15 protein-coding genes are annotated in these 22,569 nt (G+C 54.8%); 3 read left to right on the top strand and 12 right to left on the bottom strand.

From position 1 onward, the window contains the following. Positions 1 to 4 precede the first annotated feature (4 nt). Positions 5 to 1,327 carry a DUF2252 domain-containing protein gene (locus ACUN8H_RS07585; protein WP_445531543.1) on the top strand — a complete coding sequence of 441 codons (1,323 nt, stop codon included), beginning with the start codon at positions 5 to 7 and terminating at the stop codon, positions 1,325 to 1,327. Here the strand turns inward: ACUN8H_RS07585 and ACUN8H_RS07590 are convergent. From ACUN8H_RS07590 to ACUN8H_RS07625, 8 genes are all read right to left on the bottom strand, one after another. Next, positions 1,293 to 3,134, bottom strand: coding sequence for a GGDEF domain-containing protein (locus ACUN8H_RS07590; RefSeq protein WP_445531544.1), 1,842 nt, complete (start codon positions 3,132 to 3,134; stop codon positions 1,293 to 1,295). The two genes, ACUN8H_RS07585 and ACUN8H_RS07590, sit on opposite strands and share 35 nt — an antisense overlap. Positions 3,135 to 3,382: 248 nt before the next feature. Beyond that, positions 3,383 to 4,435: an SPFH domain-containing protein gene (locus ACUN8H_RS07595; RefSeq protein WP_445531545.1), complete on the bottom strand. Its 1,053-nt coding sequence runs from the start codon at positions 4,433 to 4,435 to the stop codon at positions 3,383 to 3,385. A 2-nt stretch (positions 4,436 to 4,437) separates the two neighbouring features. Next, positions 4,438 to 4,932 (bottom strand): nodulation efficiency, NfeD-like protein, encoded by a 495-nt coding sequence (locus ACUN8H_RS07600; RefSeq protein WP_445531546.1) that lies wholly within the window; start codon positions 4,930 to 4,932, stop codon positions 4,438 to 4,440. Positions 4,933 to 5,225: 293 nt separating this feature from the next. Continuing rightward, positions 5,226 to 6,842 (bottom strand): DUF2235 domain-containing protein, encoded by a 1,617-nt coding sequence (locus ACUN8H_RS07605; RefSeq protein WP_445531547.1) that lies wholly within the window; start codon positions 6,840 to 6,842, stop codon positions 5,226 to 5,228. A gap of 169 nt (positions 6,843 to 7,011) precedes the next feature. Continuing rightward, entirely contained in the window at positions 7,012 to 7,473 is a 462-nt protein-coding gene (locus ACUN8H_RS07610) for a DUF3304 domain-containing protein (protein ID WP_445531548.1), read from the bottom strand. Between the two features lie 63 nt (positions 7,474 to 7,536). Then, positions 7,537 to 7,983 carry a DUF3304 domain-containing protein gene (locus ACUN8H_RS07615; RefSeq protein ID WP_445531549.1) on the bottom strand — a complete coding sequence of 149 codons (447 nt, stop codon included), beginning with the start codon at positions 7,981 to 7,983 and terminating at the stop codon, positions 7,537 to 7,539. 23 nt (positions 7,984 to 8,006) lie between these two features. Further along, on the bottom strand, positions 8,007 to 8,873 hold the full coding sequence (locus tag ACUN8H_RS07620) for a DUF4123 domain-containing protein (RefSeq protein WP_445531550.1): 867 nt from the start codon (positions 8,871 to 8,873) through the stop codon (positions 8,007 to 8,009). Beyond that, positions 8,870 to 10,957 carry a type VI secretion system Vgr family protein gene (locus ACUN8H_RS07625; protein ID WP_445531551.1) on the bottom strand — a complete coding sequence of 696 codons (2,088 nt, stop codon included), beginning with the start codon at positions 10,955 to 10,957 and terminating at the stop codon, positions 8,870 to 8,872. The genes ACUN8H_RS07620 and ACUN8H_RS07625 overlap by 4 nt, the downstream gene beginning before the upstream one ends. A gap of 241 nt (positions 10,958 to 11,198) precedes the next feature. Here ACUN8H_RS07625 and ACUN8H_RS07630 point away from each other — a divergent pair, with 241 nt between their 5' ends. Continuing rightward, complete coding sequence (locus ACUN8H_RS07630; protein ID WP_445531552.1) at positions 11,199 to 11,915, top strand: trimeric intracellular cation channel family protein; 717 nt, start codon at positions 11,199 to 11,201, stop codon at positions 11,913 to 11,915. Between the two features lie 16 nt (positions 11,916 to 11,931). On the opposite strand, the gene ACUN8H_RS07635 is transcribed toward ACUN8H_RS07630, so the two are convergent. Continuing rightward, positions 11,932 to 14,925 (bottom strand): hypothetical protein, encoded by a 2,994-nt coding sequence (locus ACUN8H_RS07635; protein WP_445531553.1) that lies wholly within the window; start codon positions 14,923 to 14,925, stop codon positions 11,932 to 11,934. A 109-nt stretch (positions 14,926 to 15,034) separates the two neighbouring features. On the opposite strand from ACUN8H_RS07635, the gene ACUN8H_RS07640 reads away from it, so the two are divergent. Beyond that, the gene (locus tag ACUN8H_RS07640; RefSeq protein ID WP_445531554.1) at positions 15,035 to 15,742 is read left to right on the top strand and encodes a DUF3581 family protein; all 708 of its coding nucleotides are present in this window, start codon (positions 15,035 to 15,037) and stop codon (positions 15,740 to 15,742) included. A gap of 26 nt (positions 15,743 to 15,768) precedes the next feature. Here ACUN8H_RS07640 and ACUN8H_RS07645 read toward each other — a convergent pair whose 3' ends face one another. The 3 genes from ACUN8H_RS07645 to ACUN8H_RS07655 form a co-directional block, all read right to left on the bottom strand. Continuing rightward, entirely contained in the window at positions 15,769 to 16,635 is an 867-nt protein-coding gene (locus ACUN8H_RS07645; RefSeq protein ID WP_445531555.1) for a transglutaminase family protein, read from the bottom strand. Further along, positions 16,632 to 19,043 (bottom strand): circularly permuted type 2 ATP-grasp protein, encoded by a 2,412-nt coding sequence (locus ACUN8H_RS07650; protein WP_445531556.1) that lies wholly within the window; start codon positions 19,041 to 19,043, stop codon positions 16,632 to 16,634. The genes ACUN8H_RS07645 and ACUN8H_RS07650 overlap by 4 nt, the downstream gene beginning before the upstream one ends. An 81-nt stretch (positions 19,044 to 19,124) precedes the next feature. Further along, complete coding sequence (locus ACUN8H_RS07655; RefSeq protein ID WP_445531557.1) at positions 19,125 to 22,475, bottom strand: transglutaminase family protein; 3,351 nt, start codon at positions 22,473 to 22,475, stop codon at positions 19,125 to 19,127. Between the last annotated feature and the right edge of the window lie 94 nt (positions 22,476 to 22,569).

Here is a 22,569-nt window from a genome sequence, read left to right on the forward strand (position 1 = left end):
CGCGATGAGTCATGCACTGACTGGACATAACCGCCCTCAGCAGGTGATTGAGGCAACTCATCAGGCGAACAAGACATTGGCCACGGCCACCCGCCAAGCCAAGTACGCCAAAATGGCAGCATCGCCTTACCGGTTTTATCGCGGGAGCAATCACCTTTTCTGGCATGACGTTTGGCACGATTGGCGCTTTGCCCTGTTTGGCGGATGGCCGGAAACCCAAACGTGGCTGCAAGGCGATGCTCACGCCTATAACTTTGGCGCTTATGGCCATCATGATGACCAAGTGCGCTATGGTATGGACGACTTTGATGATGCATTGATTGGAGATTACCAATACGACGTGTGGCGGCTAGCTATCAGCGTGGTACTGGATGGTCGCGAGAATGCGGAGCTAGACACCAAAGCGATCGATAAAGCGCTTAAAAAGCTTATAGAAGGTTATTACCAAACGCTGGCAGATCACGTCGATGGTAAACCCATTCATGCCGTGACGCTTGAAACCGCCAAGGGCCCGCTGAAGCCGTTCATGAATAAGGTGGCGGATAAACAGAGCCGTGCGAGAATGCTCGAAAAGTGGACCACACTAGATGAGCATAAAGGCCGCCAATTTGCCGAGCGGCCCGGTAAGCTCGCCAATCTACCGGCAGATGTCGCCAGCCAGTTACGCCGCCTGATTGAGCAGGAGTATCAGCAGACCCTGCAACACGCCTTCAAAGAGAGTGACCCTCACCATTTTCGTGTGAAAGATACGGCCCGCCGGCTGGATGCAGGTACCGGTTCATTGGGTGTGGAGCGCTACTATGTCTTGATCGAAGGGGGTGTTGAACACGAACACGACGATATCATTCTGGATGTTAAAGAGCAGGTGCCACCAGAGGCGTTTCGGCTAATGGATAAGACGCAGCAGCAGGCGTGGCGAAAGCTGTTTCCTAATGAAGGGATCCGCCATGCAGCGGCATTCCATGCTATTGCCGAGCATCCGGACGCTTATCTTGGCTGGCTGACCATGAACGGGAAGGTGTTTTCGGTGCGTGAACGCTCGCCGTTTAAGAAAGACATACCTACCCATAAGCTTTCTGGAGGCAAGTCATATAAAAAGCTGGCCCAGCAGTGGGGAGAAATTCTTGCGCGTGAACACTTGCGTGGTGCCCAAGCGCTAAACAAGGGCGACGCGACCCGTTTTGCCAAGGCCGTATGCCAACGGCTGAATGGGCGGGAAACTCAGTTTGTCGACGTCGTTTCAACGCTCGCGGTGGCTTATGCCGACTGCACCGAACAGGATTATGCGGTGTTTATCGATCACTTTCTGGCGACCGATTTACCCTAACTAAACCGCTGGGAAGACCTGTTTGGGCTAGCGTAAAAGCTTTTGCTTGACGCGTTTTAGTCCACACAACACAGCGGTTTCGGCCGCTGTGTTTCGCTTGGTACAGTGCTTCATCGGCAAGCCTGAGTAGTTGCTGTGGTTCTTCGCAGTGGCTTGGAAAGGCGGCGATGCCGCAGGAGAGTGTGATCCGCCCCAGCGGTTCTTCCTCATAGATCAACGGCTGTTGAGAAACTATGTTCAGAAGGGCGTTAGCGTATTCTGCCGATTGGTCGACGGTTGTTGTTGGCAACAGCGCCACAAATTCTTCACCACCGAAACGACAGACAACGCCGTCCCCCTGAAAGTGCTGCCGGAGTCGTGCGGCGATTTCCACCAGTACGCTGTCACCTGCGTCATGGCCAAACTGATCGTTAATTAATTTAAAGTGGTCCACATCCAGCATTAGTAGCGATAGGTGGCTGTTATCCTGTTGCGCTCGGCGACATTCATGCTCGAACACAGTATTGAAATGGCGACGGTTATGAAGCCCTGTCAGGGGGTCTTCGAAAGAGAGCCCTTCTAGTTCGCGCACTAGGCCATCCAGTTCGGCAGTACGAGAAGCTACCTGCCGTTCGAGTGTTTCGTTAGACATCGCCAATTCTTGCTGAGTACGGCGGTAGTGCCACAGAAAAATGGCGGCGTTAGCAAACGAAAAAGCGAGTGTTCCATAGCTTAGTGGGATAGGGCGCCAGGGAAGAAAACCGTGGGCTACCAATATATCGGTGATCAGCAGCGGAGCGAAAAAGGTGAAACTTAACACCAGTAAACGCTGATCCAGATTGAGCTTTGGGAAACGGAACAGGGCCAGCAACAGCATGACAGGGAGGGTCACGATCAACAGGACGTCGAATATCGGAAACGTCACCGAAAGACTGATAATGCCGAGCTCAACCAAGCTAATAGTCACTATCACATAAGCGAAGTGTAAGCGCCACAGCTGGGTCAGCCAGCGTTTAGCAGAGCCTTCAAGCCAATGACTCAATAGCAGGCCTAGCGCCACCGGCAACATGTAATAGCTGCCTGCCCGCAGCGTATCCCAGGCAAGGGCGTTACTGGCAATCAATTGTCGCGCAGGGGCTTCCGAGATCAGCATGAGCCCCGATGCGTAAGCAAACAGGGCGATGGCGCCAAATCCTCTCCGTTCAGGACCAATCAGTGCGAATATGGTGGCTAGAATCGCCAGCACCAGAACGAGTGCGCTAACGCCAAGATCCTGAGCAGAATCATGGATAACCTGCTTTAAAACATCAATGCGCTCCATCACCTTCACCTCGCCCCACAAACCGATGCTGGTGTAGTAAGAGTAAAGCCGAAAAGTGAGTGCTTGGCCCGCAGCGCCTTCGGGTAAATCAATCATGTGCCAGGGCCATCCTGCAAAATCGCCGCGCCCCTCATCATCAAGCTCGCCATATTGATAAATCAACCGATCACCCAGATAAGCCTGACCAATCAGGTTAATACTGGTAATAAAAAGTACGGGGTCATTCCATTGACCTTCCGGCAATGTGGTGCGTAACCATAGGTGTTGGTGCCCATCACGTCCTGGCGGATTGGAAGGGGAAGCCGTTGGTTGCCATTCGAGTGCATCGCTATAGAGCCATGCCGGTGTGCCATCCACATTGGGCGGGGAATCGCCCCAACGATACTCCCACTGATTAAGTGGTTGGGGCGACGTGCTAGCTTGAAGCGTGCAAGAGATCACCATCAGGATGGTAAAGGCCATCATGAGCAGAATGTCACGGCATTGAGGGTAACCACGTAGCAACATGGTAAATATCCTGATTTACAGCAAGATCGCCTACTACGATGTTTGCATCAACCGATGACACACTGATGGCTTATGCAGCATGGCGCACAACTTTCTGAGCGGTGATAGCCAGTTTAGCGAAAAAATTAGCCTAGGTGATGATGGTTAATTCAACGCTCGAGTACCGGTTATTTAGCCGCCTTGGGCACAAAAAAACCGGATCACTCAGAATCCGGTTCACTCTTAATCTGTACGCTGTCATAGGGCTATTAGTGACCGCTGACGGCACCGCCGACGATTCCACTACGAAAATCGCCATCATTACTGTTACGGTTTTTAAGATGATTGGCCACCGTATCTTCCGGTGATCCTGCCATCTCGCGAAACATGCCCATTGAGCCTAACAAAGCAGAGGATTCATAAGGCACGAAAACCCGTTCGCCATCTTTCGCCATATTGGGTAATACTTTGATGTAGCTCTGGCCGAGCAGATAACCCACTACCGTGCGCTTATTTTCTTCGCTATCGCCGATGGCGCTCAGCACTAGCTTGATAGACTCCTGCTCACCCTGTGCGCGTAGAATAGCGGACTCCTTATCGCCTTGAGCATTTAGAATCGAAGATTCACGCTGACCTTGAGCCATCGCTATCGCCGCCGATTTTTCACCTTCTGCTTCGGTGACGGTAGCACGGCGTTTACGCTCGGCGGCCATTTGCAGGCGCATAGCGGTTTCCACTTCTTCCGGCATGGCGATATCCTGCACTTCTACGCGAGATATTTTTATGCCCCACTTAGAAGCGGGCTCTTCCATTGCCGCCTGGATCTCGTTGTTCACTTCCGCGCGGGATTCGAACAGCTTATCTAGCTCCATCTTGCCGACGACTGACCGCAGTGTTGTCTTGGCCAGTACCTCAACTGCCTGGCTCATATTGACGACCTCATAGACGGCCCGCTTAGGGTCAATAATCTGGTAGTAGAGCGCGCCATTGATACGCACCGTGACGTTATCGGTGGTGACCACCGGCTGGCCGGGGAAGTCCATGACCGTTTCGCGGCGGTCGATCCGGATTTCGTCTGTGGTGATCGCGGTGTATTCCTCACCGAGTTTGCGATAGCGCAGCATGGTGATGGCGCGGGGTTGTTCGATAAACGGGATAATAATGTTAATACCACTTTCCAATACGCGATTGAACGATCCGAGGCGTTCAACCACCATCACCTCAGATTGGCGAATAATGACTAAGCCTTTAGAAATAATCACGACCGCGATTGCGACAACAATTAGGCTGATTAATAAACCCGGGCTAATAGGTAAATCCATGATTAAGGTTCCTTGCGTTGAGAATTGTCATCTTGAGGAGCGATGTCTGAGGGTTGATGTAGCGTGACCAAAGCAGTAGTACCTTCAAAGCGCCTAAATACCACCGTTGTACCCATGGGTAACTCGGTTTCACCTGTATCAAGGTCGCGTAAACGGTAGAAATCACCATTCACTTTAATCCCAGTGGCATCATCAAAATCACGGCGCAGGGTCGTGTAGTGATTCCCTTTCTCTACGCCAGTGCCTGTCGTACCGTAAGCTACTCCGCGGGGTGAAAAGCGCGGGCGAATGACCATAATGCATAGCGGCAGCAATATCCCGGTAAAAATAGCCATGCTAAGCAGCTGCCAGGGGAGCGTTAAGCCCAACGCTGTAACGGCGGCGGTAAGTGCCGCGGCAATGCCCAGTGCAAGCAGTACCATCGCGCCAGAGGTCAGCTCTGCCAAACTTAATAGCAGGGCGAGTACCAGCCAGCTGTAAGCCGGGTTCCAGTCCATATGCACTCCAATACTAGCGACGAGGGATGCTCAACAGAGTAACGTACTTAGCTCATCTTGGCCTGTGGACAGCCTGTAAGCTTTAAACTTTCATGACCACTATTGCCGATAACAGCATTGTTATGCCGATTTATGTCAACCGCCCATTGCCCATTGCCCATTCCTCGAAACCACTTCGCTTTAAAATGGCTACAAGTCTATTTGTGATAGCTGGAGAGATAGTCGCGCGTCTGTCTATGCAGAGAATCTTGACAGTCATGGCGGGCTCAATAAACGTATTGATTAGCGACATTTTACCCTTCAGGCTGATCAATACCTCGCCACGTCATAAAACGATATCCGCCAACGAGCTGTGAGGGCTGTCGATTTCGATAAGTCATCTCTTCGGGCTGTTTGTCATGCAAACCATATGCGAACAGCAACCCCACAGGCTCAGGTAGTTCAGGAGGCGACTCTTCTCTTGTCCACTGATACCAACTGTTAGCTAATTGAGAATGATGACGAAGCGTAGCCCGCGCATGCAAATAGGTATTTCTGTCAGATGAACGTTCGCGGCGGCGTATATCCTGCGCCTCGCTGTCAACATCCTCGAGCCAGCCCCAGGACTGCTTGAGGGACTCTATAGCCGCATCAATTTCGACTTGCTCAGCTCTTTGCAGTGACCACTCTTCTTGTTCTCCGGAAATAGACGCCACCAGTGAACCAATAGTGCGATGGTAATAACGGTTGGGCAAGTCATCCTCGCGCGCTTCTAGAGCAGCCAGGGTGTCCTGATAGTCACGGTAACGCTGTGCCAACCAGCCCAGATAAACCAAGGTATGCGCACGGAAGTTCTCATCCGTAGGGCGTTGCCGAAACGTCGTCATTCGCTGGTAGTGGCGTGCCAAAGCAGGCAGTGAGTAACCTTCGATTTCATCATTCAGCTCGAACATTTGAGCAAAGCGACGACCTCTAGCAACTAGGCTATCCAGCGGTGGAAAGGGTACCCCAGCGATGGTGGCACGGCGGTAAATACGGTGTAGAGCGGCGCGCGAAAGTTCTGCACTGGCTTTCTGCTCATCAGCTTTCAGACCACCGCCAATGTCCTCACTAATTCCAGGGCACAGTTCTTCATGCCACTGCGGATTTTCCGCTCCCAGCGGACGGCAGCGGCGGTAAAAACGCCGCTCATGGGCAGCGATTAGATGTAGCGCTCGCTGGCAACCCCGATGTAGCCCTCCGCCATCATCAAGTACCGGGCTTAACGGGTGAAACCAATCCAGCAGTCCCATCTCGGCATGGGTACGATCCACACAGTCCAACAAGCCTACGAATACCACCTCTACATCGCTGTCCTGATAAACAAAACGTTCGCCATCCTGATCGCACACTTCATCCAGCAGCCGCCGTACAAATGCTTTAGCCATGGCGGCACCAAAATCGAAGCCAAAGACAGAAACACGTATTCTGGCCAACGGTAGCTCACTGTTTTGCTTAACATCAGCAACGCTATTGCGGAAATCGCGAACAGCGGAAGAGAGGCGGGTGTGGCTCCCACTCATTAACAGGTTAGCGGCAATGGAGGTGTCCCTGATAGGTGCAGCGGCCTCAATACCCGTGCGAATAGCGGCATCCCGGGCCGCTTTTACCCAGTTCCAGGGTTGAGTAATGGATACTTTAAATGAACGCCCAAAAACCTCGTACCAGCGCCCCGAACCACCACCCGAGAGAACCTCTTTTGCGGCATCCGTGCCACTGGAACGCAGCTGCCCCTCACCCGTTCCGACTGCTTCGCCAGGAACGCGGTTCGCAGCTCCCACCACATCGTCAGATAGGCTGGACTCGAAAGATGTTCCAAGGCCTGAGTAGTAATGCTTACGAAAAGCATTACTTATTTGGTCGTCTTCACCCCAGAAGTGGGCCAAAAACATGGCCGCTATATTGCTAACTTTTCCCCTCGATAAATCACTCTCAAGATTTCGATTTATTCCATCAAAGAAAAAACTAATATCTAGTGCTTTTCGGCAGTCTGCACCATATATGTTAGAGGGTCTATATGCATTTCTAGCGTCAATAGCTTGGATGCGTTCTAACGTAATTTCATTCACTCCTACTCTCCCATTTATTCCGATAATGCTCTAATTTTGGGGAGCGGATATTGTTGCTCCATAACAAATCAACTTTATTGTTGGGTAAGAAGTGCACATGTAAATACTGATCATCACGATTATATTCTGGCATGGGCAGGGTTATACTATGCCTTTCTTCTTCCAGTCCTGCCTCGATATCATCGGGAGTAACATCCAGAATCCACACTACCTCGACAGTATCTCCCTTGAAAGACCAGCAGCAGGTGGTGCCTCCATTCCCTCCCCAATTACCATCGATCCAATAACTAAAAATAGGCCTGTTAGTGTGGTTGTATCCTGCTAAAGAGCCACTCTTTGATGAATTAAAAAGCATACTCCAAGCTACCCATATCACTCCCAATCCAGCTAGTATAATTTTAAGCCAGTTAGGTAGTAGGCGCATATAACGGCTTATTGCCCAGCGTACTAACATGGTAAATAATTCCTTTTTTTCATAATAAATTCCGCATGGTGCTTATCATTAATCCTAGCTATGTTACTTATCTTGGAGGCGCTCAAAAAACGGAGCTTGTAAGTCTGGACTCCAAGCAAGCTCGACTTGATTGTCAGGGAGAAAGTGGACATGCAAGTACTGATCGTCTCGGCTATATGCTGGCATAGGGATGTTTTCGCTATGTCTCTCTTCTTCAATTCCCTGACGCTTCTGCTCTCCCGTCATACTTAGAATCCATACAACCTCAACAGAATCTCCTTTAAAAGACCAGCAACAGGTAGTACCACCTCCGGTATACAAACCGCCAGAGTAAGCTGATAAATTTCCGCCCCAATTGTCATCTAGCCAGAAGCTGCCAATGGGCCTATCGATATGATTATGTCCCATTAAAGAACCACTTTTCGAAGTGTTAAAAAGAATGCTCCAAGCAACCCATACAACCACCAAAGCAGCCAATAACACCTGAAGCCAAACAGGTACTAGGCGCATGTAACGGCTCATTGCCCAGCGAACTAACACTCTTCAGTCTGCTGGTAAGTGGTAGCCAACAAGTCAGCTAGCGTAGCCTCTCGATTAGACGCACGCTGTAAAAGGCTTTGCATCTCCTCCGATGCCCAGGCGTCCTTACCCTGGCTTAATTGCACATAGACAAAGGTTCGTTTGTCGGAAGTGCCGGTCAAACCATGGTTGCTGGCTTGCATTAGCGCTTTAGCCACCTGACGGGGCCGCTCGCAAAGACATATCCCTTCAAATAATGAGGGTGAAAAATCGACTAACTCGGCGGTTAATTGCATTACCTCGGGGTCACCGTGTAGGGATTGCCAGCGGGCTTCATCTACTGTCAGTTGCCATGGGGGCAAACTCTCTGGCAAAGCTTTCCCTTCAAGAGCCGTCCAGCTTAATGTTGCATCTCTATACCACCAGCGAGTAACACCTAAAAAAAGTACGTTTGTTGGGTTCTCAAGCGCATCCTTATGCAACTGGGTAATGACATCAGGGAGATAAAACCGTAGCAATGAGCGCTGCTTGTGCGGGTTTTCCACCGCCATGGCCGGAGCCAGATGGCTAGTCAGCTCAGTCCCTGACAGTGGAGTCTCGATCCAGCCTTGCAAGGCACATAAAATGCCATTAAGCGTTAACAATTTATCAATTTTGTCTTGCCTAACCTGTAAAACCCAAGGGCCTTCGCGCTGCAAATGGGGCTGGCTTTCATCTTTAATTAGCGACCAATAATGGCTGTCTTGAACCAGCTCATCGAACAGGGTCGTTCGTGTGGCTACGGATAGGTGAGCTAGCTCAATTAAGGCATAGCGCTCTATTGCAGGGGGGGCTTCTGATGATGAGAAGCGTTGCCATGGCGGAAGAGTATCAGCCTTCATGCTTGTTCCCCTGGTATTGCGCTCTGGCCTTCTGCTAATGCTTTCTGCCAACACTCTTCACATACTTCTGGCAACTTAAGGTTGGTCTTCAATAGCGCAGCTTGTGAAATATTATCACTTCGCTCATGCACCTCCGCTACCGCATGCCCAGGCAACAGCGGCCCATCCACCACCTGCCCAGAGCCATTGCCAGGGGTGCCCCCCACGTTGACGCGCACCTTAGGCCCGACCATCGTAACGCCGCCGCCGTCCAGTTTGAGAAAGCTGCCCCCGGCATTCAGGGTGAGTTCGTCACCCGCTTCTAGCACTACTTTGTGGCCTGCTTTGATATGCAGCTCGCGGCCGCTTTCGCTGAGCCAAGCTTGGCCAGCGTTGATATGCAGGGAACCCTGCACGTTGAAGTGTTGCTGGCCTTCCATGTGTTCGAAACGATTGCCGTGCACCGTGTGGTGGTCGTCGTTATCGATCTCGTTGATGCGGTCGTTATTGACCTTCAGGAAGCTGTCGTTGCGGATGTCTTCGAGACGGTCGTTGAGCGTTAACAGCTCCAGGTCTTTCTGGGCATGCAGCCAGATCTCCTCCTCACCCGCTTGGTCTTCAAAGCGCAGTTCGTTGAAGCCTTCGGCTTTGTGGCTTTGGGTACGCAGCACCGTGCGGGTTTTGTGTTCCGGCAGCGGGTAGGGCGCGGTGTTCACGGCATGATAGGTGCGCCCAGTGACCATCGGTTGATCCGGGTCGCCTTCCAAAAACGAGACGATGACCTCGTGGCCGATGCGCGGAATGGCGATGCTGCCGTAGCCACCGCCCGCCCAGCCTTGAGCAACGCGTACCCAACAGCTCGCGGTGTCGTTGGATTCGGCGTAACGGTCCCAGGGAAACTGGACTTTGACCCGGCCGTGCTCGTCGCAGTGAATCTCTTCGCCTTTTGGGCCGACCACAAAAGCGACTTGCGGGCCATCAACGCGAGGTTTGGGCTTGGGCGTGGCGCGCCAGGGGGTATCGCCAGGGGTCAGCGTGACTTGGTTGTGGTAGCGGGTCATGCCGTTTGCATCACCCTGGGGGTCTTTACCGACCAGCATCCCATCCTCTTCCAGGGCCTGCGGTTGCTCGCCGAAGTGGCTCACTTCAATGGCCTGCCAGTCGCGGTTGAGGCTGTCGGTGTCGTGGTCGGTGAGGGTAAAGCGCATGCCGGGCGCAAGCTCCGGCAGGTCGCTTTCTGCGCTGGCGGTAATGGCTTCTCGGCGTAACTGTTCCAGGCGAATGCGGGTAAAGGGCTTGCCGGAAGCGTCCTGCTTGTAGCGGCCGGGGTAATCAAAATGTTCGTAATCGGCGTTTTGACCGTGTTGCTCAATATCGCGACCCAGATGCTCATGTAATTGTGCGTAAGCCGGGTTTTTAAAGCTGTAGTCTTTCAAGGTAGTGGTGGCCGCTGCCACGCGGGCGGTATGGCTGAGTTTGCGCACATGGCGCATGAGGGCAGTGCCTCCAGCGCGGCTGTGATATGTGCGCTCACCGACGCTGATCAGTACCTTTGGGTCGTCGGCGAAAATAAGTCGGTGGCTATTTTTAGTGAATTCATGGAAGTAGAACAGGCCTTCTTCGGCGGCCAGGCGTTCGATAAAAGCAAGGTCGGTTTCACGGTACTGCACGCAGTATTCGCGCTCGGCGAGTTCACGTTTCACCGCAAAGCCCACATCAATAATGCCCCGTTCGTCGCACAGGGTATAAATGATGGTGAGCGGGTCGACTTTTTGGAAGATGCGCGAGTTTTGGCGCAGAGATAGCCGCCATAGGGCGGGGCGTAGTACCAGAGAATAAAACGTGCGGCGATGGCCTCGGTCGCCCTTGCCAAACTCGCTGATGATGCCGTGCACCCGGGGCAGGGGTTCGCCATCTTGCCAAATAGTGAGGCTCGCCTCACGGTCGAGTAACTCGGTGGCATCGAGATTGCCATAGCGGCTGGCGAGGTTAAGTAACAGCTCAAAGGGCTGAGAGAGGGCTTCTCGGAGGGTGAAGTCGATTACGGCGATCTCGTCAACGCCGGGTAGCGTCACGGTAAAGTGCAGTCCGGTGCTGAGTGCCATGCCCCCTCCAGGAGTAGTCGCTAACGTAGCCAAGTTAAATGAGAAACGATCAGGATAACGACCTAACCAGGGACGACAACCCCAGATGGGTATCTAACGGCAATGTCTTACAAAGCGTGTCGGCAATGTCTTACAAAATAAGAGAGTGGTGATTAAAAAGTGATCAATGTTGCACTCGTGCATGGTGGGAGAGGTGCTATCCTGTCAGCCTTTATCGTTAGTGAGCATCAAGGAGAAGCGAGTGTCGGGCGTGGTTTACTGGCTGGATATGGCGGGTGTCATCGTGTTCGCGTTGTCGGGCGTGATTTTGGCATGCCGTTCGCGCATGGATCCGATCGGTATGCTGGTGCTGGCGTCTGTGACCGGCATTGGCGGGGGCACGCTGCGCGATTTAGTGTTAGGCGTTCGGCCAGTGTTTTGGGTGACTGATCCGACTTATCTCTGGGTCATCCTGGCTACCGTGAGCGTCTCGTTGATGGGGTTTCACTATATCCATCGCCTGTCGCGCGGCTTTCTGCCCATCGCCGATGCGTTTGGGCTGGCGCTGTTCACCGTTATCGGTGCCCATAAAGCGCTGCTGCTGGGTACGTCGGGCATGGTGGCGGTGTTGATGGGGATGATGACCGGAGTGGCCGGTGGCATGATTCGAGATGTGTTGGCCCAGCGAGTGCCGATGGTATTACGCGAGGAGGTATACGCCACGGCCGCGATGGCTGGCGGCGTCGTTTATGTCGCGCTGCACGCGCTGGAGGCGCCGCTGACAATCGCTATTGCCGCTTCGCTCATTGTTACCCTCGGGCTGCGGTTAGCCGCTATTCATTGGCACTTGGCATTACCGGTGTTTGCCTGGGTCACGGTTCCTCCTAAAAACCATGAAGAGGCGGCGGCACCGCTCTCTACGCCGCAAAAGGCCAAAGAGCGTGTACGAATGATCCGTCGGCAGCGAAAAAAACACTAAGCGTTAGGTTCGCCGCTTAGGGGCTAAGCAAGTGACTTGCTTCCCGCCATTGTTCAAACCAGCGTCGCGGTTGAATAATTCGCAGGGTGGGTTCGCTATCGGTAAGTTCCACGCCTAGTCCGACGACTCCAAGGCGTGCGTAAAGTGCGCCGTTTGCAGTGCGGTCGGCCAGCGCGATATCCGAAAGCAGGAGTAGTGGGCCACCGGTGAGTATCAGGTCCTGTAAGCGAATGTGCTCGCCGTTGATGTCGAGTTGAGCGGTGCCTTCGATATCATGAACATTCAACAAGCGTCCTAGCCAGTCGCTATCCCTAGCACGGGCTAGAAATAGCCGTGCGAGCAACCCCGTGTCGCGCATCTCCAAGCGTAGCTGGCTGGAAAGTCGAATAGGGTCTTCCCACGCCAACGCTGACTCGTCCATGGAGAGCTGCACCCACCAGCCTGCATCCTGGGCTCCGTCCTCACTTTGCCGGAAGACATTGTCAAGGCGCAAAAAGGAGTTATCGGCAGTAAATTGACGCGTTGCCAGGTCGCCGTCGGTGAGGTGTAAGTCGAGATGAACATCGCCGCGAAGCTGCTGATCCAGCAACGCCAGCTCGGCACCAAAGGCGCGCAGCGATATGTCCCCTTGCGCGTTTAGCCCTTCCAGTAACCACTCGCTTTCAAGGCTAGCTTGCCCACCCAGTAAGGTGACACCCGCTCCTTCAGGCAAATAGCGGTTATAACGAGTGAAATCGGGCACCTCGGTAATGGGCAGTGCTATACGAGTGGTGAAGTGCTCGGGCTGAGGAGATTCGAGCACCTCGCTAAAGCGTTCGGTTTGAGTCGTCAGGGCAAAATGCCGGCCCTCCAGGTGCGGCCTGTCATCGTCTTGGCGTTTTAATGCAAAGCGGGGAATGCCAAGCGAGAGTTGAGCCTGCTCGGGGCTATCCATTTGGGCGGTGAGCTCACCTCGCCCGGTGACGAGATAGTCTAAAAACATGACTTCAAGCTGGTCGGCGTTAACTCGTAACCGGGTGGGGGCCAGCAAGTGGTCGTTGCTAAACGCGCCTTGGGCAAATAGCTGGCCCTCACCAGCGATGGCCAGCCCATGAGCCTCTGGCAAGAAGGTGTTTAAAAAGCCGAGCTGATGCACGCTTCCTGCCAGCGTAAATTGGCCGCTAGGCTCGTCATTGTGTCGCTGAAAACGACCGTCGGACAGCACTATGGTGCTGTCTAAACGCTCGCTAGCTGCGTCAGCATCAGTCACTTGCCAACTTAACTGGGTACCGCTGATATCCAGCGTGGAGCCATCCATCGCCGCTTGCCGGATGGGCAGAAATAGCTGCATACCACTGGTTAACGTGCCCGCTTGATCACCGTGCTGCCAGCGCGTGGTAAGCCCGCTTCCAGCTAACGTCATTTCCCCGCTTAGTTGTTCTGAAACAATGGTAAGTTGACCGTGACTATTGGCTTGCCCGCTGAGTAACTGCAGGGGTGCTGGTTCTGGCAAAATAGCGTCTAAGTAGGTTTGTAACACAGCAATATTCGGTAGGCGCGCATTTTTCCAGCTTAATGTGGCAGAGGCCTTTTCACGGGCTTTTGTCTTATCGATGGGGCTTGTAGCGTCGAGATTGATATCGGCATTGGCAAGCAGTTGACGCTCTTGGTGGTGCAGCGTGGCCTCGGTAAAGCTGAGCGTTGCCTCAATTATTTCCTCTGGCGTTAGCTGGGCGTTAAGCGTGCCCCTTCCTTGGGCGATAAAGCCAAGCGTATCGGCGGCCAGTGCTGGTGCTTGAATATTCAGTTGGGCTTCAAAAGGGCGCGATTGGCGAATGCTAGCCGAGGCCTCAATTTGACCATGGCCGGAAAGGTGGATGTTATTTTCACTGTTAACAGCAGAGTTAACAGCAGCCTCAGTCCCGGCGTCTTCGCTATCAAATACCAGGAAACGATTAAGCATATCCAGGCGCGTGATATCGCCCTGTAACGCCAGTGTTGCTGCCGTAGGGAGGTCAAGCTGATCCAGGCGTTGGTTGGAAATTTGGGTCGCGAGATGAAGCTCAGCATTCTCCGCGTAAGGATGTGTGTCCGCGAGCGCGACATCGACAAGCTGCGTCGAGAAATGCAGGTGCTCTTTCTTAACCGCTAAAAGAACCTGACCTTGGCCGGTGGCGGTATGGCGTGGTAGTGGGTTATCAGCGATTAGCCAGTTCGGCGAGTCAGTCGGCGCTCGCAGCCGCTGCTCATCAACGGTCAAGCGCAGCAAAGGTGCGTCCAGGATGAGTTCGCTATCAGGCTGCAGTGTGCCAGCTGTTAACGTTAGTGCCCCTGTTAGTGCTCCTCGTCCCTCCAGAGTGAGCCACGGCAGGGCATCCAGGTAGGGCATAATGACATCCCATGCATCTGCCTGGGCATCCAACTGAAATTGTGCCGAAACTGCTTCCAGTAAATCGGGGTTAATTTCGCCGCTTACCGCGTCGACCGGGGTTATTGAGTCGAGTGTCGCTGTTGCGTCAAGATTAATCTCGCGCACTAAGGTGGCTTGATCACTAAGGCGAACTAAACGACCATTGGTAATAGCGAGTGAAACCTCAGGGATCGCCAGGGTGTCGCGGCTCAAGGTGGTCTTGGTTATTTGTAAACGGCCGTCTGCTTCGAGCGCCGTGTCACCAATGGTTAAACGTCGGATGCCTTCGGCATCCAGCGCCTCGATATGTAATTCACCGCGCAGCAGGGCCAGTAGAGAAAGCGAAAGGGTGGCGCGTTCTGCTTCGATGGAAATAGGTAGGGCGGCATCTTCGCGAGCAAGATAAAGCCCCTCTACTTCCCAGCGGCCAGGGTGGCGGCTGACGCCTTTTTTCCAGTGAATATCAATACCCTCAAACTGGGCAATACGTGCGGGCAACCATTGACTATTTAGCAGCCAATAGCTGCCAGCCACCCAGATCAGGATGATAAATAGTAAGCCAATCAACCCTCTAAAAAGTAGGCGGGGTAGGCGATTTTTACGAGTGTTCGCGTCTGGCATAGTGGTTTCCCGAGCAGATAACTCCTGTTGGGGCGTGTTTTATGGCATTATGCGCGGCGTTGGGCAGTGACGGGTTTTCGATTTCAACGCTAGGCAGGCAACAAACGCCATGTTCAAGGATTTTTACGCGCAGCGCGGAGAGTATGTAGTGATCTCCGCAGAGCAGGCCAGTCGTTTCGCCAAAGGCGTCGCTGGTGACTACAACCCCATTCATAACCCGGATGCACGGCGCTTTTGTGTGCCCGGCGACTTGCTATTTGTATTGATACTCACAAAGTTTGGGTTGTCGCGGCAAATGGAATTTCGCTTTACCAACATGGTGGGCGCCGATACCCCGCTTAAATTCAGCGAAGCGGACGATGGTACGTTGCACGTCTGCGATGAAAGTGGGAAGTGTTACTTGCAGGTAGTGCGTGGTGGTGACATCACCCACGACCCCGCGGTGGTGGAAGCCTTTGCACGCTGTTACGTCGCATTTTCAGGGAAAAATTTCCCGCACTATCTCAAACCTCTCATGGAGCAACACGGGGTTATGTTTAACCCTAAACGCCCCCTGGTGATCTACGACAGCATGGGTTTTTCACTTGAACGTTTAGATGGTTTCTCACCGGGGTTAACGCTCAATCACTCTTCGTTAGAGGTGAATGGCAAACGTGCCGATGCGCGGTTGGAGTTCTCGATTGAATCGGCTGGTGAAGCGGTAGGGGTGGGCTCCAAGAAACTCGTAGTGAGTGGCTTGTGTGATTACGACGCCGATGAAATGGCCGCTATCGTCGAAGAATTTTATCGCCTCAAGGCTGCCTACGAAACGGCTTGATGGCTATCTGCCTCATCTGTCCAGCGTTAGCTCGCCAGCGGCATGACATCGACTTCCACCTCCAAGCGATGGTCGCCGCCGCCGTTCATCACCCCTTTGAGCGGCGCGACATCGGCATAATCGCGCCCCCAGGCCAACACAGGGTGCTGCTCACCGGCCACGGCACCATTGGTGGGGTCTAGTGCCAACCAGCCCCAATGGGGGATCCAGGTCGCCAGCCAAGCATGGGAGGCATCCGCGCCTATTAGCCGCGGCTGCCCAGTCGGTGGCTGGGTTTCCAGGTAGCCGCTGACATAGCGCGCCGCTAGGCCTACTGAACGCAGTGCACCGATCGCAAGGTGCGCGAAATCCTGGCATACGCCACGTCGGTTAGTGAGCACATCGCTTAACGGTGTCGCCAGTGTGGTGAAGCTAGGGTCGTATTCGAAGGTGGTATGAATCAACTCATTGAGCGCTAGCGCCGCTTCGATAAGTGGCCTGCCAGGGGTAAAGCAGCTAAGCGCAAAGTCAGCGAGTTCATCGTTACGGCGGATAAACGGTGAGTCCAGGCGGTAAAGCTGAACGTCAAAGCGGTTGTCCTGGCTAAGCTGCTGGGCAACGCTTTCCCACGTTGGTGAAACACTGGGCAGGGCAGCTAACGGTTGTGTATTCAGCGGTGTGACCACCGTGACATCCAGCGTTTGATGAACCTCTTCCATGGCGAAATAGAGCACTCGATTGCCGAAGATATCGCAGCGTTCGCGCTGTACCTGCGGCGCAGGGCTGATCAGTAGTTCCGATGCGCCGCACTGCTGGTGCGGCGTTTTACGTGGGAGCACCCGCGCTTCACTGTGGCACAGCGTCACCGGGGCGCTGTAGTGGTAGCGGGTGGTATGCCGCAGCTTGTAATTCATGCATCGGGCTCCATGCTGACTAGCTGGCGAGGGCGTTCCACGTGGCTGAAGTGGCTTTGGCTGATGGCTTCAGAAAGTGAGCTCAATGGCTCAATCAGGGCATCCAGCAGTTGTTCTAACGCCTCTTGCGCCTCGGGGGTATCCGCTAAGTGGCTTAAACGATCAATATCGGCAAGGTGGAGCGCCGCATTGGCCTGAATCAACAGCCTTCGTTCGGCGTTACGGTAGGGCGAGGTGCTGCCGGGCAGGCGGTCCATCTGACGCTCAATGCGCTTGAGCATGTAGCCCACCGAGCGCGGGTTGGTTTCGTCAAACAGCAGTAGGTCAAGAATCGCCGCTGGGTGGAGCTCGCTACGGTAGCGGCGCCGATAGGCGGTAAAGTTATCGGTGGTGGCGAGTACCACTTCCCACAATGCCAACCCTGGCGAATGCGGGGCGTTGAGTGTCAGTTTGAGCAATGAGAGTAGCCCGAGCACGCGATCCAGAAAGCGGCCAATATCCATAAATCGCCAGCCGTAATGATGCGGCATGGTCTCGTTACAGAGCCCAAAAAAGGCCGCTAGCTGGGCTGAAAGGCTTTCGCAGGCGCGTCGTGCAGCGCTGGCTCCCAAGCTGGGGTTGAACGTCGCCATGCGCTGGCGCAACTGATGCACTACCCGCCAGGAGTCGTCGCCAAGATGATCACGCACGCTGCGCGCATTGCGCATCAATTGTGAAAAAAGTGGCTGCAGTGCCTGGGGGTCTAGGTCATCGAACTGCGCCAATAAGGCGGCGCGTTTCTGGTCAAAACCGATGAGTGGCGCTTGTAAGCGGTGCTCATCATCCTCGTTCAGCGTGGTGATATCCAGCGCCAACAGCAGCTCATCCAGTAGCTGATCAGCGATTTCATCCTGATCATACTCCATCAGCCTAAGCAGGGCTTCACGCAGCAGGCGGGCCCGGGTATCCAAACGCTCACCGTAGCGGCCTAACCAAAACAGACTTTCAGCCACTCGGCTGGGTAGGTCGGTGCCGTCGCGTGTGGCTACCACTGGGCCACGCGCCTGACGTAACTGACTAACATGCGGTTGAGGTGAGGCTGCTGTCACCCATACATCTTTGACGATGGTGCTACTCAGTGAGTGGGAGCCGGGCTCGCCCACCCAGGCCAAGCCGCCGGGCATGACTTGATATTCGTCTGCGGCATCGGGTTTGACGGTCGCGCTATTCGGCGTGCGGGTCACAAAACAGCGCAGGTTGAGCGTGGTAGGTTCGAGGCGCTGTAAATGGCTGTTAAATACAGGGGCGGTGGCCGCCTGAGTAGAGGCATCGGCGTTGTGTAACAGCAGCGGTTCATCCAGCAGGTGCTCGCAGAGCGCGGGCAGGTAGTCCGCTAATACCGGGGTTTCTAGAATGCCGACGCCCAGGGCGTTCGATAACGCCACCCCGCCTGAACGCATGGCCTGTAACAGCCCGGGCACGCCGAGTTGTGAGTCCCCGCGGAGTTCCAGAGGGTCGCAGTAGGCGTCGTCGCAATTGCGCAGTATGACATCGACGGGCTGTAAACCGCCCAGTGTGCGCAGCCATACCTGCGTATCACGCACCACCAAGTCCTGGCCTTCTACCAGGGCGATATTGAGGTAGTTGGCCAAGTAGGCGTGCTCAAAATAGCGCGGGCTCCCGGGCCCCGGCGTTAAAAGAATCAAGGTCGGATTATCGCGGTGCTGGTAGGCCATCGCGATTAAGGTTCGATGATGTAAATCGAGAAAGCCGGCTAACCGCTTTAACGGCGCATTCCGGTACATATCGGGTAGGGCACGGGCCATCAATATACGGTTTTCAAGCGCAAACCCAGTACCTGAGGGCGCCTGCAAACGATCTGCTATCACTCGCCATTGGCCTTGGGTGTCTTGGATCACATCCACGCCGTGAAAACCGATCGGCGCGCGGTCGTTAGGCAGCGAGCGGTGACAAGGCAGTAACAGGTGCGGTGAAGCGAGCAGCTCCTGGGTCGGCAAAAGGCCTCGCTCAAAGAGCGTTTTAGGGCCGTATATGTCGTCATAAAGGGCCGTCAATAGCCGGCTGCGTTGAGTGAGCCCTGCTTCCAACGCTTGCCACTGTGCTTCATCGATTACCCAGGGTAGCGGGTCGAGCCGCCAAGAGCGTCCCTGGGTTTCATCGTGCATATTAAAAATGACGCCATTTTCAGCCAGCAGGCGCTGAATCTCTTCATGCTGATGGAGGCGGCCTGTGGGGCCGAGTGCCTCTAAACAACCGAGTAAGCTCTGCCAACCAGGGCGTAACTGCCCTTGACCATCGAGCATGGCGTCATACGTGCCGGGCTGTCCCTTGCCTAGCTGATTCAAGTAATCCTCAACGAGCCCGTTAACCACGGGCGCGAGAAGCGAGGGGGAGACAGGGGCCGTCATTGTCCTTGTAATCCTGAGAGGTAAGGAGCGGATTATCCTGCAGTAGCCGCTAAGAGAAAAGCATTAGCTGAGTTAAAAAAACTAACTAGGCGTCCAGCGCAGGTCGAGCGTTTGCGGCAGTTCCAGGCTGGGTGTTTCCACCTTGGGCGCCTGATGGCCATGGCGGTGACCGCTGTCACTAAAACGGCCCAGTCGACGCGCTTCGGCTTCAAACGCATTGACCGGGAAGGTATCGAAATTACGCCCAGTAGGATGCACTACGTAGTAGGTGCAACCTGCCACGGAGCGCTGGTTCCATGTGTCGATGACATCAAACACCAGCGGCGCGTGAATAGGGATTTGCGGGTGTAATGCCGAGGGCGGCTGCCAGGCGCGATAGCGTACCCCGGCGACCGCTTCGCCATTTCGCCCTGTCGCTGAAAGGGGCACGCGACGGCCATTACAAGTTACCACATAGCGGTCGCCACTCATGCCGCTCACTTTGATTTCCAGGCGCTCCACCGAGGAGTCCACATAGCGTGCCGTGCCGCCTGCCGAGGCCTCTTCACCCAGCACATGCCAGGGTTCAATGGCTTGGCGCAACTCGATATCTAGCATGGGCGTATGCAAGCGACCATGCAGCGGAAAACGGAACTCCAGGAAGGGGGCAAACCACGCCAGCTCGAAGTCGAAGCCGTGGTGGCGTAAATCGCCCAGTACGTCGTCAAGATCGTTCCACAGGTAGTGAGGCAGCATCCAGCGATCTTGCAGTGCGCTTCCCCAGCGCACGGGCTTGGCGCGGTAGGGCGTTTTCCAGCAGCGCGCGACAAGGGCGCGGATTAACAGCATTTGCATGAGCCCCATGCGCGCATGGGGTGGCATCTCAAAGCCGCGCAACTCTAGTAAACCGAGTCGACCACTGTCACTATCCGGTGAATAGAGTTTGTCGATGCAGAACTCTGCCCGGTGGGTATTACCCGTTAAATCTGTTAACAGGTGGCGTAACAAGCGATCGACCAGCCAGGGCTGTACCACTTCGCCTTCAGGCATTTGTTGTAGGGCGATTTCAAGCTCATAAAGGGCTTCATGGCGCGCTTCGTCGACCCTAGGCGCTTGACTGGTCGGGCCAATAAACAGTCCAGAAAACAAATAAGAGAGGCTCGGATGGTGCTGCCAATAGGTCACCAAGCTAGCTAGCAGATCCGGGCGACGCAAAAAAGGCGAATCGTCAGGCGTAATCCCGCCCAAGGTGACATGGTTGCCACCGCCAGTACCGGTGTGGCGACCATCGAGCATGAACTTTTCAGTGCCCAGGCGGGTTTTCCGCGCTTCTTCATAGAGCCGTTCGGTTTGTGCCACCAGCGTTTGCCAACTGGCGGCAGGCATAATATTCACTTCGATCACGCCGGGGTCTGGGGTGATCATGAAGTTTTCCAGACGCGGGTCACGGGGAGGCGAGTAGCCTTCTACCATGACGGGGCAAGCAAGCGCTTTGGCGCACTCTTCCACTGTACTGAGCAGGTCAAGGTAGTGCTCTAGGCTGGTGAGCGGCGGCAGGAAAATATGTAAACGGCCATCCCTGGGTTCCACACACAGGCTAGTATGTATGATGCCACTTTCCTGGTCGGTTGCTGCGCGTGGCTGCTGCTGCACGCTTTCACCTTCAGGATGCGATGGGCTGGGATGGCTGGAGCGACCCAGGCGTTCAGCATCACTGATATGCAGCTGCTCGGCGTTTCTGCGGGCGACCTCACCGTGAATATCGCCAAGCTCAGGACGCGGTGCGAACAGTGATTCCGCTTGGGGCTGCTCTTCAGGGTCAGCCCAGGGCAGTGCCGAAAGCGGTAAGCGCAGCCCCATGGGGGAGTCGCCGGGCACTAGAAAAAGATGGTCGCGCTTGAGCGGCCAGCGGCCACTCTCCCAGCGGTGGGCCTGGCTGATCGAGTGGCGGAGCGGTAGGGCATAGCCAACGACTTCGTCCAGGCCTTGTTCGAGCAGGCGGGCAAGGCGGTGACGCTCGGCGTCGTCCTTGAGGTTGGCTTCTCTTGGGTCAACGTTGACCGGCAGCGACTGCTCTTTCCAGAGATAGTAATAGGCATCCTCGAACGCCGGAATCCAGTAGCGTTCGGCGATACCCAACCGCTCGCTAAGTGCCTGGGTAAAACGTTGCGCGATGACGCTATCAGCGTCGATATTGGGGGCGCCTTCCATGCAGGCTAACCATTTTGGATCGCGCCAGAGCGGCACGCCATCCTTGCGCCAGTAGCAGGCCAGCGCCCAGCGTGGCAACGGTTCGCCGGGGTACCACTTGCCCTGCTGCTGTTGAATAGCGCTACCGGGCGCATAGGCCGCCTGTAGCCGCGTTAGCAGTGCTTCGGCACGCTCACGTTTATGCTCCCCCAGCGCTTCGGTATTCCACTGCGGGCTTTCCATGTCGTCAATGGAAACGAACGTCGGCTCGCCGCCCATGGTCAGCCGTACGTCCTGCTGTAGAAGTTCGGCATCCACATCGTCGCCGAGTTTGCAGATACGCTGCCACTGCTCGTCGCTGTAGGGCTTGGTGACCCGCGGGTCTTCGTGAATACGCGTCACTTCCATGGTCACGTCAAACGTGACTTCGCACTTGTCGGAGAAGCCAGTGATGGCCGCTGCGCTGCCCGTGGTGGGGGTGGCGGCCAGGGGGATATGGCCTTCGCCAGCGAACAGCCCCGAGGTGGGGTCAAGCCCTACCCAGCCAGCGCCGGGCAGAAACACTTCGGTCCAGGCGTGTAAATCAGTGAAATCCACCTCGGTACCACTGGGACCATCGAGTGCTTTGACATCGGGTTTCAGCTGAATCAGGTAGCCCGATACAAAACGCGCCGCGAGCCCCAAATGGCGAAAAATTTGCACCAGTAGCCAAGCGCTGTCGCGGCACGAGCCGCTGGCTAGCGTGAGTGTCTCTTCACAGCTCTGTACGCCAGGCTCTAAGCGAACCAAGTAGCCGATGTCGTCCTGCAGTCGCTGATTAAGCGCGACCAGGAAGTCGACGGTGGTGGTTGGCTCGCGGGGAACGGCCTTTAGCCACTCCATTAACATTGGCCCAGACTCGGTGATTTCGAGGTAGGGACTTAGTTCTTGGCGCAGCGCTTCCGGGTAAGTAAAGGGAATGGTTTGCGCAATGTCGTCTAAGAAGAAATCGAACGGGTTTATCACGGTCATCGGCGCGATCAGCTCGACGGCGATGGTCAGCTCCTTGCGCGGCTCGGGAAACACGACGCGCGCATTAAAGTTGCCGAACGGATCCTGTTGCCAGTTCAGAAAGTGGTCGTCGCCAGAGAGCTTAAGTGAATACGCCTCAATATGGGTGCGGCAGTGGGGCGCCGGGCGCAGCCGAATGACATGGGGTGAAAGACGCACCGGACGGTCAAAGTGATAAGTCGTACGATGATGCAAGGCAACACGAATGGTCATGGGCCACCCTCAAAAGAACCGTTATCAACCGGATGGTCGGTTGGGTTAAGGAATAACCGAACGTTTCGCAAGTATCGTTCCACTTTTACTTTTT

It is taken from the genome of Vreelandella sp. V005 (genome assembly GCF_052645115.1).

What these genes read in the sequence shown, in the direction of transcription:
- ACUN8H_RS07585 (WP_445531543.1), top strand. Translation starts at nt 5, where the DNA reads ATGAGTCATGCACTGACTGGACATAACCGCCCTCAGCAGGTGATTGAG.
- ACUN8H_RS07590 (WP_445531544.1), bottom strand. Translation starts at nt 3,134, where the DNA reads ATGTTGCTACGTGGTTACCCTCAATGCCGTGACATTCTGCTCATGATG.
- ACUN8H_RS07595 (WP_445531545.1), bottom strand. Translation starts at nt 4,435, where the DNA reads ATGGATTTACCTATTAGCCCGGGTTTATTAATCAGCCTAATTGTTGTC.
- ACUN8H_RS07600 (WP_445531546.1), bottom strand. Translation starts at nt 4,932, where the DNA reads ATGGACTGGAACCCGGCTTACAGCTGGCTGGTACTCGCCCTGCTATTA.
- ACUN8H_RS07605 (WP_445531547.1), bottom strand. Translation starts at nt 6,842, where the DNA reads ATGTTTTTGGCCCACTTCTGGGGTGAAGACGACCAAATAAGTAATGCT.
- ACUN8H_RS07610 (WP_445531548.1), bottom strand. Translation starts at nt 7,473, where the DNA reads ATGTTAGTACGCTGGGCAATAAGCCGTTATATGCGCCTACTACCTAAC.
- ACUN8H_RS07615 (WP_445531549.1), bottom strand. Translation starts at nt 7,983, where the DNA reads ATGCGCCTAGTACCTGTTTGGCTTCAGGTGTTATTGGCTGCTTTGGTG.
- ACUN8H_RS07620 (WP_445531550.1), bottom strand. Translation starts at nt 8,873, where the DNA reads ATGAAGGCTGATACTCTTCCGCCATGGCAACGCTTCTCATCATCAGAA.
- ACUN8H_RS07625 (WP_445531551.1), bottom strand. Translation starts at nt 10,957, where the DNA reads ATGGCACTCAGCACCGGACTGCACTTTACCGTGACGCTACCCGGCGTT.
- ACUN8H_RS07635 (WP_445531553.1), bottom strand. Translation starts at nt 14,925, where the DNA reads ATGCCAGACGCGAACACTCGTAAAAATCGCCTACCCCGCCTACTTTTT.
- ACUN8H_RS07640 (WP_445531554.1), top strand. Translation starts at nt 15,035, where the DNA reads ATGTTCAAGGATTTTTACGCGCAGCGCGGAGAGTATGTAGTGATCTCC.
- ACUN8H_RS07645 (WP_445531555.1), bottom strand. Translation starts at nt 16,635, where the DNA reads ATGAATTACAAGCTGCGGCATACCACCCGCTACCACTACAGCGCCCCG.
- ACUN8H_RS07650 (WP_445531556.1), bottom strand. Translation starts at nt 19,043, where the DNA reads ATGACGGCCCCTGTCTCCCCCTCGCTTCTCGCGCCCGTGGTTAACGGG.
- ACUN8H_RS07655 (WP_445531557.1), bottom strand. Translation starts at nt 22,475, where the DNA reads ATGACCATTCGTGTTGCCTTGCATCATCGTACGACTTATCACTTTGAC.